14 protein-coding genes and 2 tRNA genes are annotated in these 18,522 nt (G+C 47.2%); 2 read left to right on the forward strand and 14 right to left on the reverse strand.

The annotated features are described in order from the left end of the window. Positions 1-124: 124 nt before the first annotated feature. The 4 genes from KD145_RS14360 to KD145_RS14375 all read right to left on the reverse strand — a co-directional run bounded on the left by KD145_RS14360 (position 125) and on the right by KD145_RS14375 (position 4,421). Positions 125-195: transfer RNA gene (locus KD145_RS14360), tRNA-Gln, on the reverse strand. Positions 196-247: 52 nt separating this feature from the next. After that, positions 248-2,623: an ABC transporter permease gene (locus KD145_RS14365; RefSeq protein ID WP_212006542.1), complete on the reverse strand. Its 2,376-nt coding sequence runs from the start codon at positions 2,621-2,623 to the stop codon at positions 248-250. Positions 2,624-2,752: 129 nt separating this feature from the next. Then, on the reverse strand, positions 2,753-3,214 hold the full coding sequence (locus KD145_RS14370; RefSeq protein WP_212006543.1) for a DUF4126 family protein: 462 nt from the start codon (positions 3,212-3,214) through the stop codon (positions 2,753-2,755). Between the two features lie 52 nt (positions 3,215-3,266). Then, positions 3,267-4,421 (reverse strand): MFS transporter, encoded by a 1,155-nt coding sequence (locus KD145_RS14375; protein ID WP_212006544.1) that lies wholly within the window; start codon positions 4,419-4,421, stop codon positions 3,267-3,269. 94 nt (positions 4,422-4,515) lie between these two features. Between KD145_RS14375 and KD145_RS14380 the strand changes: the two genes are divergently transcribed. Both KD145_RS14380 and KD145_RS14385 read left to right on the forward strand, forming a co-directional pair. Next, positions 4,516-4,884 (forward strand): helix-turn-helix domain-containing protein, encoded by a 369-nt coding sequence (locus tag KD145_RS14380; RefSeq protein ID WP_212006545.1) that lies wholly within the window; start codon positions 4,516-4,518, stop codon positions 4,882-4,884. Between the two features lie 162 nt (positions 4,885-5,046). Further along, positions 5,047-5,376: a DUF4870 domain-containing protein gene (locus KD145_RS14385; protein WP_212006546.1), complete on the forward strand. Its 330-nt coding sequence runs from the start codon at positions 5,047-5,049 to the stop codon at positions 5,374-5,376. Between the two features lie 149 nt (positions 5,377-5,525). Here the strand turns inward: KD145_RS14385 and KD145_RS14390 are convergent, their stop codons facing one another. The 10 genes from KD145_RS14390 to rpoC all read right to left on the reverse strand — a co-directional run bounded on the left by KD145_RS14390 (position 5,526) and on the right by rpoC (position 18,470). Then, entirely contained in the window at positions 5,526-7,508 is a 1,983-nt protein-coding gene (locus tag KD145_RS14390; protein WP_212006547.1) for a LuxR C-terminal-related transcriptional regulator, read from the reverse strand. A gap of 335 nt (positions 7,509-7,843) precedes the next feature. Next, entirely contained in the window at positions 7,844-8,236 is a 393-nt protein-coding gene (locus tag KD145_RS14395) for an acyl-CoA thioesterase (RefSeq protein WP_212006548.1), read from the reverse strand. A 38-nt stretch (positions 8,237-8,274) separates the two neighbouring features. Continuing rightward, entirely contained in the window at positions 8,275-8,469 is a 195-nt protein-coding gene (locus KD145_RS14400; RefSeq protein ID WP_212006549.1) for a hypothetical protein, read from the reverse strand. A 138-nt stretch (positions 8,470-8,607) separates the two neighbouring features. Next, positions 8,608-8,678: transfer RNA gene (locus tag KD145_RS14405), tRNA-Gln, on the reverse strand. A gap of 106 nt (positions 8,679-8,784) precedes the next feature. Then, complete coding sequence (locus tag KD145_RS14410) at positions 8,785-9,825, reverse strand: glycosyltransferase family 9 protein (protein ID WP_212006550.1); 1,041 nt, start codon at positions 9,823-9,825, stop codon at positions 8,785-8,787. A 9-nt stretch (positions 9,826-9,834) separates the two neighbouring features. Further along, entirely contained in the window at positions 9,835-10,440 is a 606-nt protein-coding gene (locus tag KD145_RS14415; protein ID WP_212006551.1) for a DUF4254 domain-containing protein, read from the reverse strand. A gap of 542 nt (positions 10,441-10,982) precedes the next feature. Beyond that, positions 10,983-12,413, reverse strand: a complete 1,431-nt coding sequence (locus KD145_RS14420) for an APC family permease (protein ID WP_212006552.1) — start codon at positions 12,411-12,413, stop codon at positions 10,983-10,985. A 100-nt stretch (positions 12,414-12,513) separates the two neighbouring features. Further along, positions 12,514-13,125, reverse strand: a complete 612-nt coding sequence (locus KD145_RS14425) for an OmpH family outer membrane protein (protein ID WP_212006553.1) — start codon at positions 13,123-13,125, stop codon at positions 12,514-12,516. Between the two features lie 166 nt (positions 13,126-13,291). Next, complete coding sequence (locus KD145_RS14430; protein ID WP_212006554.1) at positions 13,292-13,981, reverse strand: DUF4397 domain-containing protein; 690 nt, start codon at positions 13,979-13,981, stop codon at positions 13,292-13,294. A gap of 193 nt (positions 13,982-14,174) precedes the next feature. Next, complete coding sequence (gene rpoC / locus KD145_RS14435) at positions 14,175-18,470, reverse strand: DNA-directed RNA polymerase subunit beta' (protein ID WP_212006555.1); 4,296 nt, start codon at positions 18,468-18,470, stop codon at positions 14,175-14,177. Positions 18,471-18,522 lie beyond the last annotated feature (52 nt).

The raw sequence follows: 18,522 nt of genomic DNA on the forward strand, positions 1-18,522 counted from the left end.
CAATGGATATAAAAATAACCAACAATTCTCTTAATACTAAACCATCGGATTGATTTTTTCAAAGAAGATATGGGTAATAACAAAAAGCGCTGCAGTATTGTACTGCAGCGCTTTTCCTTTTATGTTGCCCAACCAGGATTCGAACCTAGACAAACAGAACCAAAATCTGTCGTACTACCATTATACTATTAGGCACCGTTTTTACGGGACGCAAATGTAGCCCTTTTTTTAATAAAAACAAATTTACTTATTCTGCTTTCAGACTACGCACCGGATTCACCAGCGCCGCCCTGATGGCCTGGTAGCTGATAGTACAGATAGTGATCAGCAACGCACCGGCTGCTGCCACTATAAACACGCCCGGACCAATACTGACACGGTAGGCGTATTTGTTCAGCCAGTACTGCAGACTGTAAAAGGCCACCGGCACAGCAATACAGCAACCAATAAACACCAGTGCCATAAAATCCTTTGATAACAATAACCACAACTGCGCTACGGATGCCCCCATCACTTTGCGGATGGCAATCTCCCGGGTCCGCTGTGCGGCCATATAAGCAGCCAGACCAAAGAGGCCCAGACAGGAGATAAAAACGGCCAGCACTGCGAAAACAGCGGCCAGCTTACCTGCCAGCGTCTCCAGATCAAACTTTTTATCATAACTATCGGCAGCAAAAACATAATCAAAGGCATAACCCGGATTATGTTTATTGAAGATGGGAGTGATCTTCTTAAGGGCGGTATGTGTATCTGTTTTGTCAGACAAACGGAATAACAAGGTAGTAGCATCCTGGTCATCATGTGTGAACACCGCTGGCTCTACCGGTTTGAAAGGCGATTCCATCACGGCATCCTGTACTACACCGGCAATGACTACACGCTCCCCTCCTCTCCAGCTGATCTGCTGTCCGGCTACCGGAGCGGTAAGTCCCATACGTTTTACGGCAGCTTCATTAATAATCACATAACCTGAGTCTGCTGCCCGTAAATCATGAAAGTCACGCCCTTCCTTCAGTTGCATGCCCATCGCATTGAAATAACCTGATGATACATCAATCTGAGAAACGACCAGCGGTTGATTTCCCTGATGACCTTTCCACTGCTCCAGTACAGTACGCGACCAGATGGATGTTACCGGATTGGAGGCTTTTACTACGTTTTCCACCATACCACTCTGCAGCAGCTCCTGACGCAGCGCATCGTAACTGTGCTTCATATCTTCACTCATAAAGGTGTACAACAACCGGGAAGTGCTGTAACCCACCGGTCTTTTTTTGGCATACTGAATCTGCTGATAAATAATAATAGTGCTGATGATCAGCGCCACAGATGCCGCAAACTGTGCTACCACCAGTACTTTACGGGGAAGCACCGCTGCCCTGCCGGCCTGCAGGCCACCCTTCAGCACTTTCACCGGCTCAAAGGAAGACAGATAAAAAGCCGGCCTGCTTCCCGCCAGCGCTGCAGTAACCAGAATAAACAAGGACAACACACCCCATGCCAACGGCTGCTCATAAGGAATATGCAGCTCACTGGCCACCACCTGGTTAAACGCCGGCAACACCAACTGCACTATTCCAACGCTCAATACCGCCGCCAGACAAGTGATCATCAACGACTCCAGCAAAAACTGTATCACCAGGTCACGCCGCCCCGAACCAATCGCCTTGCGCACACCCACTTCCCTCGCCCGCCGCTCAGAACGGGCAGTAGACAGGTTGATGAAATTGATACAGGCAATCAATAATACCAATACTCCAATCAGCGTAAACATCCGGACATAAGTGATAAAACCACCGCTCTCCTTCCCATTCTCGAAGTTGCTGTACAAACGCCATCTGTCCATCGGATGCAGAAAAATCTCTTCATTCCTCTGTGCATTATAACGATGGATAATATTTTTGATCTGTGCCGATACCGCTGCATAGGATACTCCCGGATCCAGGGCTACAAAGGCCTGGGAACCGTTATCACCCCAGTCGTTACGCGCAGCCTGCATCCAGGGTTGTGTCTGTATCAGGTAAGTATAAGGTATCAGATATTTGAACTGCAGGGTGGAATTGACTGGTACGTCCTGAATGATACCGGTCACTTTCAGATCATGCTGATTATCGATGCGCACAGTTTTATTCATCGCATCTGCAGACCCAAACAATGTTCTGGCCGTGGAAGCACATAACACGATGGAGTAGGGCTCCTGTAAAGCGGTATTGGGATCGCCTTCCAGCATGGTAAAGCGGAACATACGCAGATAATCTTCACTCACACCACTACCCCGGAGATATAGTTTCTTATCACCGGCAATCAGACCATGATTATAAGGCCAGTCCGTGATAGACACATACCGGATGCCTGGAATATCTTTCCGCAAAGCATCTGCCAGTGGCATAGATACAGTTCCCACTGTTCTGAGTCCCCCATTGTTATCAGGGTTGTTTTTCATAACCTGGTAAAGATGTTCATGCCCCGGTAAAAACCGGTCATAGGAATATTCATTCACTACCCACAGGGTGATCAGCAAAGCCACTGCCATGCCGGTACCAAGTCCCAGGATGTTGAGCGCACTGTATACTTTATTGTTAACAAGATTGCGCCAGGCGGTTTTCAGATAATTACGAAGCATGCAGGATGTTTTTTGAAAGATACATCCAGGGCACCAATAAAATGCCATTGAAATAAACAGCTGATAATCAAATCAATAAGGAAATATTTTTGTCCGTTTTCAATGCACCTTCGTTCATTTGCGGACAATTTATTTCCGGGCAGTAGCACCTACGCCAAGCCCTACAGCCAGTACATCTTCTACTCCACCGGCGAAAGCATCTTTTAACTTATACTTTTCCCCGGCGTATTTCCGCAGATAAAAAAAGGCGTAAGAAGCAGCTATTGCCGCCACAGCACCAATCAACGCACCGCGCCAGGCTTTGTCACCGCCGGACTGATATACGGTAGCTCCGGCCAGTCCACCGGCCGCAGCCCTGCCCACCAGCCCTCCGGGTGAAATACGGTCCAGTACACCTGGTACCTTATCTGCTACCAACTCACCGGCTGTTATAGTCTGCAGCCCTCGCATCACATTTTCCCTTTGCATAAACCCCAACGGGCTGCCATTCAGTTGCCGGGAAGGATAACGATTGGCGTATTGACTGGCAAAAGCCGGCCCCATCACACTACGCATGCCGGACACTACGCCCAGTCCAACCGCACGCATCATAATAGGAAAGATCGATTTGCTCATACTGGTCGCGGCACAATCATTGTGCCACTCATGCCATGTTACTGCTCCTGCTACGCAACACGCCCCGCCACAGTACCAGCACTATTGCCACCATCCCAAACACCATCCCTACCCAGGGAGCATAAGCCACACTATGTGTCGCGATCACCATGCCACTCACAGCTGTACCCACTGATACACCCAGGTTACCAAACGAAACAGCCAGACTGTTAGCGAATTCCAGCGCATCCGGCGCTGCCGAAATCATATTCGCCGCACCAGTAAAAAAACAAGGTGCATACCACACCCCCCACAAAGCAATAACACCTGCCACCGGCCAACCTTCATATCCACAAAAGGATAAGGCTACCGGAATAACGATCGTTCCTCCCAGCAATACCAGCGTCACCAGTACCATATTCTTTCCGATTACCTTGCCCGCCAGCCAGTTGCCCACCACCCCGGTAATACCAAACAACAACATCATACTGCTGATCATCTCTTCATTCATATGTTTCTCCTTGTTGAGATAATCTGCGAAATAGCTATAACTGCTAAACCAGGCCGCAATCATCACAAAGTTGATACAGGAGGTCAGCAGAAAATCATTTCTACCCAATATCTTCAGCTGTGCTCCATACGACTTCTTCTCCCCTGCCGGCATCGGAGGCAACAGCAACCATATTCCCACAATGGCCAGCATACTCACACCCGCCTGCATAACAAAAGCTCCCTCCCAGTTAAATCGCCCTGCCAGCCAGGTAGACAACGGTACCGTTGTCACCGTGGCAATACTGATACCTCCCATCACAACAGACATCATCCGGTGGGCATCTTTTTTATCGACTGAACCCACCGCCGCCGCAATCGCTGTAGAGATATACACCGGTTGCAGGAAAGCTGGTAATATCCGGAGCACCAGCAACAGCCAGAAAGGCGGCGCCAATGCTGATCCTCCGGCAGACAAAACAAACAGGCCCATCGCCAGCAACATCACCTTCTTCCGGTCAAAACCAGATGCCAGCAATGTCATAAATGGCCCCGTAAATGCTATCACCAGCGCAAAAGCACTGAGTAATATGCCCGCCTGGTCAATCGTAATATGATAGTGGGCCGCTACCTGTGGTAATATACCAATGATCCCAAACTCTGTCGTGATAATGCCGATCATGCCCAAACAGCCTATATATGCCAGCTTTTTCATGGTTCTTCTATTAATGTTGCCGCGAAATTAGAGAGTAAGTATCTTCGTACCTGCGGCTACAGCCGGTTGTATGGTACTAACAAAATTGTAAGCCATGACCAGAAGAAAGGAAACCTCTACCAACAGTCTGAATAGAGAAATATTGAACAACACCTGCGATCTTGCTTATGCACTGGATCTCATCGGTGGAAGATGGAAACTGCTTATCCTCACCAACCTCGGCGACGAACCTGTTCGTTACAGTGAATTAAAAAAACTGGTACCTAAAATCACAGAAAGAATGCTCGCATTGGAATTACGGGCCCTGGAAAAGAACGGGTTAATCATCAGAAATGTATATGCTAGTGTGCCACCTTGTGTCGGTTACCAGCTCACCAACCTCGGAAAATCACTGGTACCTATCTGCCGCCAGCTGTCCGGATGGGGTGCCGAACATCGAATAACGAATAACATAATTGATTGATTATTAATTTTTTACAAGAGATGTATATCTTTTGTAGATATACCTTTTACCCCCCTGTAGACCCACTGTAGTATCTACAAAAACAGGATCGTTTGCCCCACTGCCTACCTTTGCCCTGATTTCTATTTTATCCTTTTATCATTTTTAAACATCAGCGCAACTATGAAAACAAAACAATGGGCAATCATCGCTTACATCACGATTATCGGTTGGATCATCGCGTTTGTTAAGAACAAGGAAAACAAAGACACATTAGTAACGTATCATCTCGAACAGGCACTAGGTCTCGCGATAGCAAGCCTGCTATGGTCTGTGGCCGTTGGGGTACTCCTGAGTATTATACCAGCACTGTCTGCGTTACTGTCTATACTGGGAATCCTTCCCCTGATATTTATGATATTCGGGATCATCAATGCCAATAGTGGTGTGCATAAACCCATACCAGTAATCGGAAAGTTCTTCGAAAACAAATTTGTTTTCCTACAGCAATAGATTGCCAGCTACATTTCATCCATTGCCCCTTTTTATCCATTACCCTGGTTTCATCCATCCCCATTCATCCAGGCCCCCATTTTATCCATTCCCCCAGGTTTCATCCATTATCCCATTCATCCAGACTCCAGATTCATCCAAACCCCATTTCATCCTGCCCCACTTACTTCACCCGCTGTGGCTTCGCCCGGCGGGTTATTTTCTCTCCAGGCCATCAGATAGGTATCCAGGCCTTCGTCCTTGCCCAGTCCCAGTTTCTGTTTGATACGGTATCTCGACATCAGGATACTTTTGGGGGCCACGCCCAGATGGGACGCTATTTCTTTGGTAGACAACCCGATTGAAATATAGGAGCAATGTTTCAGGTCCAGTTTGGTAAGCGTGTTATTGGCTTTCTCCTGCAACTTCCGGAAAAATTCAGGGTGGATGTTTTCAAATTCCGAACGGGTGGTCTCAAAGGTTTTGTCCATCCGTTTATGCATCTCGATCATACGTGTAATCTGTTTGGCCAGATCAGGCTGTACAGATTTGTCCTGTAATTTTTCCTGCAGGGATTGCAGCAGTTCATTTTTCTGCTCCACCTGTAAAGTGCCAGCCAGCAGATCTTTCTGCAGCTGTTCCTTCTGCGTTTGTATAAGTTGTTGCTCTGCCTGTAACCGGGCTGCTTCTTCTGCCTGCAGCCGTGCCTGTAGTTCTGCTTCCTGCTTCTCCAGCTGCAGGCGCATGGATTCTTCTTCTTTCAGGCGTATCAGCAGCTCTCCGTCCTGCTTTTCCTTCTCCAGCAGCTTTTGCTGCTGAATGGTAGACTGCAGCCGGAAATGATAAGAGCGGAACAGATAAAGCAACGCCACCAGACAGGCTACGATCAGCCCTATATATACCACATTCAGTTTACGGTTGAATGCCGCCTTCTCCTGCAGCGACACCAGTTCCTGCTCCCGCTGACGGGCCTGGTACTGGGCTTCCAGCCGTTTGGCAATGGCCATACGGTCGGCATCAAAAGCCTTGGCATAATAGCGGCTGTATTCCCGGGCATATTGTAAGGCAGTAGGCAGATCTCCTTTTCTCTCCGCTACATCCGAAAGAGCTTCCATCAGATGCGCCATCAACCGGTTGTCTGGTGTTGGATAGGTTTTCAGTGCCATCAGTCCGGCCAGCAGCAGTTCCGAAGCCCGGTTGTAGTTGCCGTCATTCAGGGCAAAGCTGCTCATCATCCCGTAACAACTCGCTACTACCTCCTGCTGGTTGGTCTCCTTACCAATCCTAAGAGCTATATCCAGATAATGTTGCGCGCTGTCACGGTAAGGGCGTGGAAAATACTGATCATACAGATTGGCGGTATTGAGCGCCAACAGGGCAATGGTACTGCGGAAACTGATGCGGCTTGCATTGGCTTCGTATGTAGCAATGGCTTTGCGGTTGTAGTACAATGCCGAATCCAGAAATATCCGTTTGCTGCTATCTCCATCAAACTGGTATTCAAAACTGGTGGCCATAGCCTGATAGGCATTGCACATATCGTCGGGATCAGATCTTAACCGGGCAGATACCAGACTGGCAAGGGCATAACGGTATTGGTTATCCGTATCCTTCCAGTCAGAATAAATGGCTGCGAGATTATAATAAACGCTGGTTTCGTAGATATTGCCAGATAGTCCTTTTCCCAGCTTCAGTGATTCCTGAAAACTTTTCACAGCCTCGTGAGGCTTGCCCATACGGCTTTCCAGCCATCCCTTGCGATACCATACACTGGCCAGTGTAAGCGGGTCGCCTGATTGTTTGGCAAAAAGGAAGGCACTGTCCAGATGACGGGTCGCCAGCGTAGTGTCTTCGGCTGTATACTCCAGGGATACCAGCGCAGAATGCGCCAGTGCCTGATATTTGCTGTCTTTTAAAGAGCGGCTCATCGCCAGGGCTGTCTCTGTAGCCGCAATCGCATCTTTGCGGCTGCCGTCCACCAGAGCCCTCCCCATCCTGATACGCGTCATTACCTGCTCTTCTGGTGTCAAACCCGGTTGTTTCAATACTTGTTTCAGCGAATCCTGCACAGTTTGCGCAAAAATATTACCCGCCGTCAGCATACACAGGGTGACAAACATCATTACCACCCTCATTTTTAGGATATGGTTCATGCGCCAAAAATACAACTTGTAGATGTTTTGTAGATATCAAAAAAATAATCGTGTAGTAGACGTGTAGATGCTACAAATGCCGGAGATCCGCAACAGGTAAGTACTTTTGCATCACAGAGTTCATTCACAGAATTAATAATAAACCCAGGACTAGTCCCGGATATAATCCGCCCAGGACTTCAATCTTAGCCCAGGACTTTAGTCCTGGGAACACGAGCGCGTAACTTACCGGCCTGATCCGTTGTAGTTCTCCCACTTTTTGGCAAACGCTATAAAAAGATAATGCAGCAGTCGTTCTCCACTGCTGCATTTTAATTTTGTTCCTTTTCCGGATATTATTCCTCCCTTAAACGTTCATCCGTGTACGTTATCTTCGTCTTACCATGCGGTGCCGGCACCCCGTTTTCATCCACACTCACAAAAACGATCCTATCGATGGTCAGAATACTTTTCTGAGTAATCTTGTTTCTCACTTCACAGGTAAGCGTAAGTGACGTTCTGCCAAAATGCACTGCCTTAATCCCCAACTCCACAATATCTCCCTGACGGGCAGAGTTAATAAAATTGATCTCAGACATGTATTTCGTCACACAGCGGTTGGTACCCAGCTGAATAATGGAATAAATCGCTGCTTCTTCATCAATCCATCTCAGCAAACTGCCCCCGAACAAAGTACCATGTGCATTCAGATCTTCCGGTTTCACCCATTTACGTGTGTAAAAATTCATGCGCGCTCGTTTTAAAGTGTAAAGCTAGGCAAATTCCATTACAGGTCTTTAAGAGGGGATTCCTCTTCATAAGTATCAAGAGGCCCTACGCTTATCAGGTTTCTGAGAACTGCTGTCCTGGTTCTCCTGTTTTCAAAAAACCTGTCTTTCAACAATGGTAATGAAAAGGAGACAATCGTTACACTAATACCACCCAATGCTCCACTTAAAGCACCAATCAATATTTGATTCATAGCATTTAGTTTTAGATAATATGGTCAGGAACAAATTCAGGCCAGGTAAATTGAGGGGAAGTCGAAAATGATCTGGGGCTCAGGGGATTGCCATAAAAAAAACTGGACAAGGCGATCTATCGCACTTGTCCAGTTTTGTTGCCCAACCAGGATTCGAACCTAGACAAACAGAACCAAAATCTGTCGTACTACCATTATACTATTGGGCAATTCCCTTGTTGTTTGGGATGGCAAAAGTATAACTTTTTTTATTTCTGCAAAAAAAACTTGCAACTTTTTTCAAATATCCTTTGAATCACTTATCCACAGGCACTTTCAACCTACAGCACTTATTACTTTTTCTAATATCTGTGCTGGTTTTATCCATTCCATGCAGGCATGATCTCCTCTGAAACAAGGCTTATTGCCAAATACGGAACAGGGCCGGCAGCTCAGATCAGTGATTTGCACTGCATTGGCATCAGACTGACCATATCCCATAAATCCGGCAAACGGATGGGTGGCGCCCCATACCGAAACAACCGGCACTCCATACAGCGAAGCCAGGTGCATATTGGCAGAATCCATGCTGATCATCACGTTCAACTGGCTGATCAGTGCCATTTCCTCTTGCAGGGAGAAACGGCCTGCCACCACCTGTGCCTGCGGATAACGCTCAGCCATGGCATTCAATAGCTCCACTTCCTTTTTCCCTCCGCCAAAGAGCAGTACACGCCGGTTCTCTGTTTTCAGTAGTTCGGCCAGCACAATTTCCATTTTCTCCAACGGATACATCTTCTCACGGTAGGTAGCAAAGGGAGCCAGGCCTACCCATTGCTGCGCTCCCTTTGCGCCGGTAACGGCTAAAACCCGCTCCGGCAAGGCCTGCGGCGCAAAAACCGGTCGATGCCCCATCGTGCACTTCAGTCCCAATTGCTTGAAAACCAGTGCATAACGCTCAATGGTGCTGGTCACCGGTTGTAATACCTTATTTTCCTTGCTGGTGAGCGCTTTTTTAGCTGCACGTCCCTTATCAATGGCAGCCACCTGCTTGCCGCTGAAGCGGAAAAAGGTACGGATGATCTTCGAACGTAACACATTATGCAGGTCTGCAATAGCCGTAATCTTATACTGCCTGCTGACACTGCGGAATAACCGGTAAAGTCCCGGTATCCCTTTATGTTCGCCCTTTACGTCTGCCGGGAAAAATATCAGCCGGGGAATACCGGCACACAAGGCACCCCAGTTTTTGTTGGTCACAAAAACGATCTGTACTTCCGGATTTTCTTCCAGTACCTGCTTCATCACCGGCACAGTCATCGCCACATCTCCCAGGGCGGAAAGACGTGTCACCAGTATAGTTCTAGTAATAGCCAAGGGCCAGGTTTATTTTTCACCCTTGTATAATACAGGGTTCAGTGAAGGATCATTATACATCTTCATCTGCTTGTATACTTTCATATACTTCCTGCCGCCTTCGATGTCGGCCAGCAGCGTTTCAATGGCAGTGCTCAGATCTGCGCGTTGCTCCAGCAGAATATCCAGTTTACGCTGGCAGGCTTCCCGGTGTGCTGCAGTAGCATCGGCACGGGTAGCTTCTTCCTGCATGTGGTATATCTTAAGTGCCAGGATAGACAAACGATCTATCGCCCAGGCTGGACTCTCTGTATTGATCACAGCATCCGCTACCGGCGCAACATGTTTGTATTTGTCAAGGAAATAACTGTCGATATATTCTACTACATCGGTCCGCTCCTGGTTGGAACGGTCGATCCAACGTTTGATGTGCAGCGCTTCTACCGGGTCTATCTTCGGATCGCGGATAATGTCTTCCAGGTGCCACTGCACCGTATCGATCCAGTTTTTCAGGTACAGCAGATGCTCAATGCTGTTTTTTTCATAGGGATTGTTGATGGCCTGATGCACATCATTATACTGATGATAATCCTGTATACTCTGATCAAATATACTGTTGGAGGTTGATGTAAACATGTAGCAAAAATAAAGAAGCGCACGGTAGAAACCATACGCTTGTTGTAAAAGATTGTCATGTGAATGTTCGAGAATGCAAATCGTGTAGGCTTTTAATGGTTATCCTGGGGTTGAGATACCTTTCTATCGCCTCATATTTTTATACTCTAATTGTATGATGTCGTTAAACATCACAAGTTGGCAATAAATATTTTTTGGTAATTTCTTTAGATGTAGAAATATATTTAACTCTGATGGCTTTACTTTTTGAGGGTCCATAAAAATTCATACATACAACACTAACCTAACAAATACTCCACGGCATACATTTCAAAGTTATATCTAATCAATGCTGCATGCAGCGTTTACTCCGTTGTGATGTGGCTATACCGGTTTTTTGTTTTTACTATAGGGTTTTCTGCTATATCAGTAGGGTTCCATCTGCACCTGTTCTGTCCGTCTCTTGGTGCAAATTAAATGGGGTCACTGCTATTATAACTGCAGTGACCCCGGAATTTCATACAACGTTTGTGTTAAATTTCGTTTTTCTTTGTCCTTTTTAGCTACACAGCGGCTTTTCCCTTGTTCCGCATAGCCAGAAAATACAAAGGAATACCCAGTAAAATGATGCCCAACCCTGGTAAAGTGTAGTTGGATTCGAATACCAGCAACAGCGCTGCAAGCGATAAAGCCACTACCACATATATCATCGGCAGTAAAGGATATCCCAGTGCTTTATAGGGTCTCTCTATGTCCGGGCGCTTCTTTCTCAGAATAAATATGCCCAGGATCGTCAGCACATAAAAAATCAATACGCCAAATATCACCAGTGCCAGCAGGTCATTGTAACGGCCGGTAAGGCATAGCATGGAAGCCCAGGCACACTGTATCCACAAACCATGTGCAGGCACGCTGTTTTTATTCAGTTCAGCTGCTTTGCGGAAAAACAGCCCGTCTTCTGCCATCGTATAATAAATACGTGCACCGGAAAGGATCAACCCGTTGTTGCAGCCAAAAGTGGAAATCATGATCATCACCGCAATAATTCCGGAACCAATGCCGCCGAATATTTTCTCTGCAGCAGCCACTCCCACGCGGTCATTCGCAGCAAAAGCGATATCGTGCAGTGGCAGTACGGCCAGATACATCAGGTTGCAGCTCACATAAATGATGGTTACTATGAAAGTGCCCAGAAACAGCGAGCGGCCGATGTTTCTGGCCGGATTCTTTATCTCTGCAGCAATAAAGGTGACGTTATTCCAGGCATCACTCGAAAACAGCGATCCTTTCATCGATACAGCAATAGCACCAAAGAATGCCAGCCCGGTCAGCGATTTCACCACTGTTTCTCCATTCACCATCTGCAGTGAAAAATGGTTCCAGGGATCCTGCCAGTTAGCCTGCCAGATCTCAGCCTTAGCCCCCAGCATAAAACCAAAAATGATCAAACCAAACAGGGATAACAGTTTGGCCAGGGTAAACACGGTCTGTATAAACTTCCCATGCTTTACCCCACGGGTGTTGATAAAGGTGAGCAGGATGATGGAGATAATGGCCACAATCTGTGCTGCTGTAATCTGAAATCCGCCGGTAGAAAAGAGTATGTTTTTTTCACTGAAGGCAGGCACCAGGTAAGCGGTAAACTTAGCGAAAGCCACAGCCACAGCGGCGATGGTACCGGTCTGAATAACCCCGAACTGTGTCCAGCCAAATAAAAAGGCAATAAAAGGATTATACGCTTCCCGCAGGTAAACATATTGCCCCCCTGCTTTAGGATACATGCCCGACAGTTCACCATAGCTGAGCGCGGCAATCAACGTTACCACTCCGGCCAGTACCCACATGGCGGTAATCCAGCCGGCGCCGCCCACGCTGCGGGCTATTTCTGCCGTTACAATAAAAATACCGGAGCCTATCATAGAGCCGGCCACGATCATGGTGGAGTCCAGTAAGCCCAGTGTAGGCTTGAAAGATTTACTTTGGTTGATGTCCATAAGGTAGAATTAAAAAGTCCCGGCTCGTTGAAAAACCGGGACTATAAGGTAGACAAATTTTTTATTGTTGCCTTGTTATTTTACTTGTCTGGAAAGCTTCTTATTTGGCAGGAGCTTCTGATGCTTTTACGTTCATGCCTTTGATCACCTCAGCAGTCACATCATAGGCAGAATCTACATACAGGATGTTGCTCTGACCAGTACGATAGGAGAAGATGAAAGCAAAACGTTTGTCTGCATTAAAAGATTTCAGGAAATCATCCAGTTTTTTCTGCAGTTCTTCATTAAACTTGGTTTCGCTCTGAGCGTATTCTGCACGCATGTTCTGCGCTTCCTGCTCCAGCTGTTGCTGTTTGGCCATCAGTGAGCGTTGTGCTGCCTCGCCCTGTTCCTGGGTAAGAGTAGACGCTTTGCGCTGCAGGTCCTGGTATTCGCTCTGTAAAGCTCTGGCTTTGGCTTTCAGCTGGTTGTCCATACCTTGTTGTTTCTGTTCCAGCTGGGATTTCTTCTCTTTAAAATATTCAAAATGCGCTTCCAGGGAGTCCAGGTCTACGTAAGCAATTTTGAAACCTGCTGCTGCCGGAGCGTTGGTACCAGCTGCTGGAGTAGCGGGCGCGTTGTTACCAGCCTTGTTGCCATTGCAGGCCATGAATAAACCGGCTGCTAATGCCGCTAATAATCCTTTTGTCACGAATTGTTTACGAATGCGCATGTTGATAGGTAGATTTACTCCTTTAATAGGTTTTTTGAAAATAGAAGGGCTAAAATAAGGCTTTTAGCGGATTTTCAAATCCGTATTGCCATTTTTAACGAAGCTTTTTTTATAATGGCAATACACTTGCTTCCCGCGCTGAAGCTTGATTTTACCCTCGTTGTTCCTAATTGTTGGTAATGGTAAATGTCTTGAAAGTTGCTGAACTCAATGCATTTCCTACCGTCACCAGTGTATAGATTTTGCCTGTTTGTGAGGGAAAGTCTTTCCTGTTTGGTATGATGGTGGTGGAATCCGTACGCCGGAAATTAAGCTGATAGGTGCTATCTCCAGGCATGTTGACAAACGGGGTAAACTGGGTAAATCCTATCCCCCTGAAAATACGATCTTCCTGGGAAAACACGTCTATGCCCACACTTGCTCCGCTGAAACGATAGGCCTCACTGAAGTCCACTACCCGGAATTTCATGTTCTGCGGCGGCGGAGATGTCAGATCATCTTCTACCGTCCTGAACACCGGTACCTTGTTGGCCGAATCAAATCCAATATAGGCGGAGAAAGCCCGTTTGTTACGCAGATTGATCTGCCCTACTCTCATGGTATCATTCGGGAAACGCTGATCTATCAGGTAAATAGTGTACAACTGGGCTCTGAATGTTTTGTAAGGTGTGTTCTTTCCAAAGGTCACACCAGTTGCCATGGAGAAGGAGTCCAGCCGGATATCGTATACCGCGTCAGGCACCCCGTTAAAAAACATAAAACTGGACTGGGTAACAGGAATAGCTGTATCACTATTCTTTTTACACGCTGCTGCCGCCATCAGCAATATCAATGCTACAATAAGCAGTTTTTTCATGAAATCCGGATCATTTTTAAACCGGATGTAAAGTAGTAAAACCGCTGATGATGACCACATTTTTTTTCATGTATTGCGATTCTCCCGATAAGATGAGCATAAAAGCAAAAGACCTCATTGACATTACATCAATGAGGTCTTTGCTTATATCTTCACCTATCAAGGCGAATCAGTTTACATCAAAAAATCACAGTTACTCTTCTTCGTCGAACTGGAACACTTCTTTGGAAGATGCCAGGATATCGTATTCTTCTTTGGAGCCTACGATCATGTTCTCGAATTCGCGTAAACCTGTACCGGCAGGGATCAGATGACCTGTGAGCAGGTTTTCTTTCAGACCCAGCATTTCATCGATCTTACCGTTGATCGCAGCCTGAGACAGTACTTTCGTAGTCTCCTGGAACGATGCGGCAGACATCCAGCTGCGGGTACCCAGAGACGCTTTGGTAATACCTTGCAGCAGCGGGCTGGAAGTAGCCGGATTCGCATCACGGAATTCAACCAGTTTTTTATCTGCACGACGCAACAGGGAGTTCTCTTCACGTACCTGACGTAAGGTTACGATCTGACCAGCTCTCAGCGTAGTAGATTCACCAGCTTCAGTTACCACCTTCTTATCAAAGATCATATCATTTTCTTCAAAGAAGTCGAATTTATCTTCGGTATCTCCTTCGAGGAAGCGGGTATCTCCAGGATCTTCAATGTTTACTTTACGCATCATCTGACGAACGATCACCTCGATGTGTTTGTCGTTGATCTTCACACCCTGTAAGCGGTATACTTCCTGGATTTCATTTACCAGGTATTCCTGTACGGCAAACGGACCTTTAATAGCCAGGATGTCTGCAGGAGTAGTAGAACCGTCGGAGAGGGAAGTACCGGCCTTCACGAAGTCACCGTCCTGTACCAGGATGTGACGGGTCAAAGGCACCAGGTATTTCTTGATCTGACTTTCACGGCTTTCGATGATGATCTCACGGTTACCACGTTTGATGTTACCGAAGGCTACCACACCATCAATTTCAGAAACGATGGCAGGGTTGCTTGGGTTACGTGCTTCAAACAGCTCAGTTACACGAGGCAGACCACCGGTGATGTCTCGCAGTTTACCGATAACGCGCGGGATTTTTACAATTACCTGGCCGGCCCTTACGTGGTCTCCTTCGGAGATAACGATGTGGGAACCTACCGGTAAGTTGTAGGATTTCACCTCTTTATTACCATCTACATAGATAGACGGGATCTTGTTTTTGTCTTTGGTTTCGATAACCACTTTCTCACGGTGACCGGTTTGTTCGTCCGCTTCTTCACGGAAGGTGATACCTTCTATGATACTGTCGAAACGGATGTTACCCGGAATTTCAGACACGATAACGGCGTTGAATGGATCCCAGGTACAGATCTGGTCACCTTTGCTCACCTTCTGTCCGTCTTTCACCAGCAGGGTGGAACCGTACGGAATGTTGTTTGTTACCAGCAGACGATCGTTTTTCACGTCCATGATACGCAGCTCACCGGTACGGCCGATAACCACCTGTACTTTCTCACCTTCGTTATTTTCGTAGGTGGTAGTACGTAAGCCATCGAACTGGATAGTACCTTCAAACTTAGCCTGCAGGCCGGATTCTACGGAAGTGGAACCAGCCACACCACCCACGTGGAAGGTACGCAGTGTCAACTGTGTACCAGGCTCACCGATAGACTGGGCAGCGATGATACCTACTGCATCACCACGCTGTGCTGTATAACCAGTGGCCAGGTTTTTACCGTAGCATTTCACGCACACACCACGACGGCTTTCGCAAGTCAGTACGGAGCGGATTTCTACAGTTTCTATGGCGCTGTCTTCAATTTTATGAGCGATGTCTTCTGTGATTTGTTCACCGGCAGCAACCACCAGTTCCTCAGTATGAGGATCAAACACGTCGTGCAGGGAAGTACGTCCCAGAATACGGTCGTACAGTGTTTCGATTACTTCCTCGTTGTCTTTCAACGCAGCAGTAGCGATACCACGCAGAGTTCCGCAGTCTTCTTCGTTGATCACCACGTCCTGTGCTACGTCCACCAGACGACGGGTCAGGTAACCCGCATCCGCCGTTTTCAGCGCCGTATCCGCAAGACCCTTACGGGCACCGTGGGTAGAGATGAAGTATTCCAATACGTTCAGACCATCTTTAAAGTTGGACAATACCGGGTTCTCAATGATCTCAGAACCGGTAGATCCACTCTTACGCGGCTTGGCCATCAGACCCCTGATACCTGCCAGCTGTTTGATCTGTTGTTTGGAACCACGCGCACCGGAGTCAAGCATCATGTATACAGAGTTGAAGCCCTGTTTGTCTGTCGCCAGTTCGCGGATCAGGGTTTCTGTCACCTTCGTATCCACACGTGACCAGATATCGATGATCTGGTTGTAACGTTCGTTGTTGGTGATCAGACCCATGTTATAGTTATCCCAAACTTCGTCAACTTCACCGGCAGCAGCATCAATCATGTCCTGCTTAACTTCCGGAATGATCAGGTCATTGATGTTAAATGACAGACCACCACGGAACGCCATGCGGAAACCTAACTGTTTGATGTCGTCCAGGAATTTCGCCGTTTTAGGGATATCTGTGTATTTGATAATGTCACCGATGATCTCACGCAGTGATTTTTTAGTCAGCAGGGCGTTTACATAACCGGCTTCCTTCGGCACGAACTGGTTGAACAGTACGCGGCCTACAGTAGTTTCGATCAGTTTCCTTTCCAGCTCACCGTTAGCATTACGCACAGTCGTTTTTACACGGATGTGGGCATGCAGGTCGATGCGGTCTTCATTCAGTGCAATGATTACTTCTTCAGCAGAGTAGAATGCTTTGCCTTCACCTCTTACCACCACATCACCCATGGTTTTCTTACCCTTGGTGATATAATACAGACCGAGTACCATGTCCTGAGAAGGCAGGGTGATCGGCGTACCGTTCTGCGGGTTGAGGATGTTGTGAGAAGACAGCATCAGCAGTTGGGCTTCCAGAATAGCAGCATTGCTCAAAGGCACGTGTACCGCCATCTGGTCACCATCGAAGTCGGCGTTGAACGCAGAACACACGAGCGGGTGCAACTGAATCGCTTTACCTTCCACCAGTTTAGGCTGGAAAGCCTGGATGGACAAACGGTGCAGGGTCGGAGCACGGTTTAACAACACCGGGTGACCTTTCAATACGTTTTCCAGGATATCCCAAACCACCGCTTCTTTCCGGTCTACCAGCTTTTTAGCTGATTTTACGGTTTTAACGATGCCTCTTTCAATCAGTTTACGGATGATAAATGGTTTGAACAGCTCTGCCGCCATATCTTTTGGCAGACCGCATTCATGCAGTTTCAGCTCAGGACCTACCACGATAACGGAACGACCGGAGTAGTCCACACGTTTACCGAGGAGGTTCTGACGGAAACGACCTTGTTTACCTTTCAGTACATCGGAGAGAGATTTCAGCGCACGACCACCTTCGGCTTTCACCGCATTGGATTTACGGGAGTTGTCGAACAGAGAGTCCACCGCTTCCTGCAGCATACGTTTTTCGTTACGCAGGATCACTTCCGGTGCTTTAATTTCGATCAAACGTTTCAGACGGTTGTTACGGATGATCACCCTGCGGTACAGGTCGTTCAGGTCGGAAGACGCAAAACGGCCACCATCCAACGGCACTAATGGACGCAGTTCAGGCGGTACTACAGGAATATATTGCATTACCATCCATTCAGGACGGTTTTCAACACGGCCGTTGGCGTCACGGAAAGCTTCCACTACGCTCAGACGTTTCAGCGCTTCCGCTTTACGTTGCTGGGAAGTTTCAGTAGCAGCCTGGTTACGCAGCTGGTAAGAAAGGCTGTCCAGTTCGATACGGGCCAGCATCATTTCCACTGCTTCAGCACCCATTCTGGCAATAAACTTGTTGGGATCTTCATCCGGCAACAGCTGATTGTCTTTAGGCAGGGTATCCAGGATATCCAGGTATTCTTCTTCAGTGAGCAGGTCACCATAGTTCATACCTTTTTCCTGTTTCGCGCCTGGCTGGATTACTACGTATCTTTCATAGTAAATGATGGTTTCCAGCTTTTTGGAAGACATCCCCAGCAGGTAACCGATCTTGTTAGGCAGCGATTTGAAATACCATATATGTACAACAGGCACTACCAGACGGATGTGGCCCATTCTTTCACGACGAACTTTTTTCTCCGTTACTTCCACACCACAACGGTCGCACACAATACCCTTATAACGGATACGCTTATATTTTCCGCAATAGCATTCGTAATCCTTTACAGGCCCGAATATTCTTTCGCAGAATAAACCATCACGTTCCGGCTTGTAAGTACGGTAGTTGATAGTTTCAGGTTTCAGCACTTCACCGTAAGAACGCTCCAGAATCACATCCGGAGAAGCCAGACTGATGGTAATGCTGTTAAAATTTGATTTAGGACGATTTTCTTTTTTGATAGCCATCTGTTTATAGCTTTTAGCTGTTAGCCGTTGGTGTTAAGCCAGCGACAAAAAT

This window comes from Chitinophaga sp. HK235, from assembly GCF_018255755.1.
Lineage (GTDB): Bacteria > Bacteroidota > Bacteroidia > Chitinophagales > Chitinophagaceae > Chitinophaga.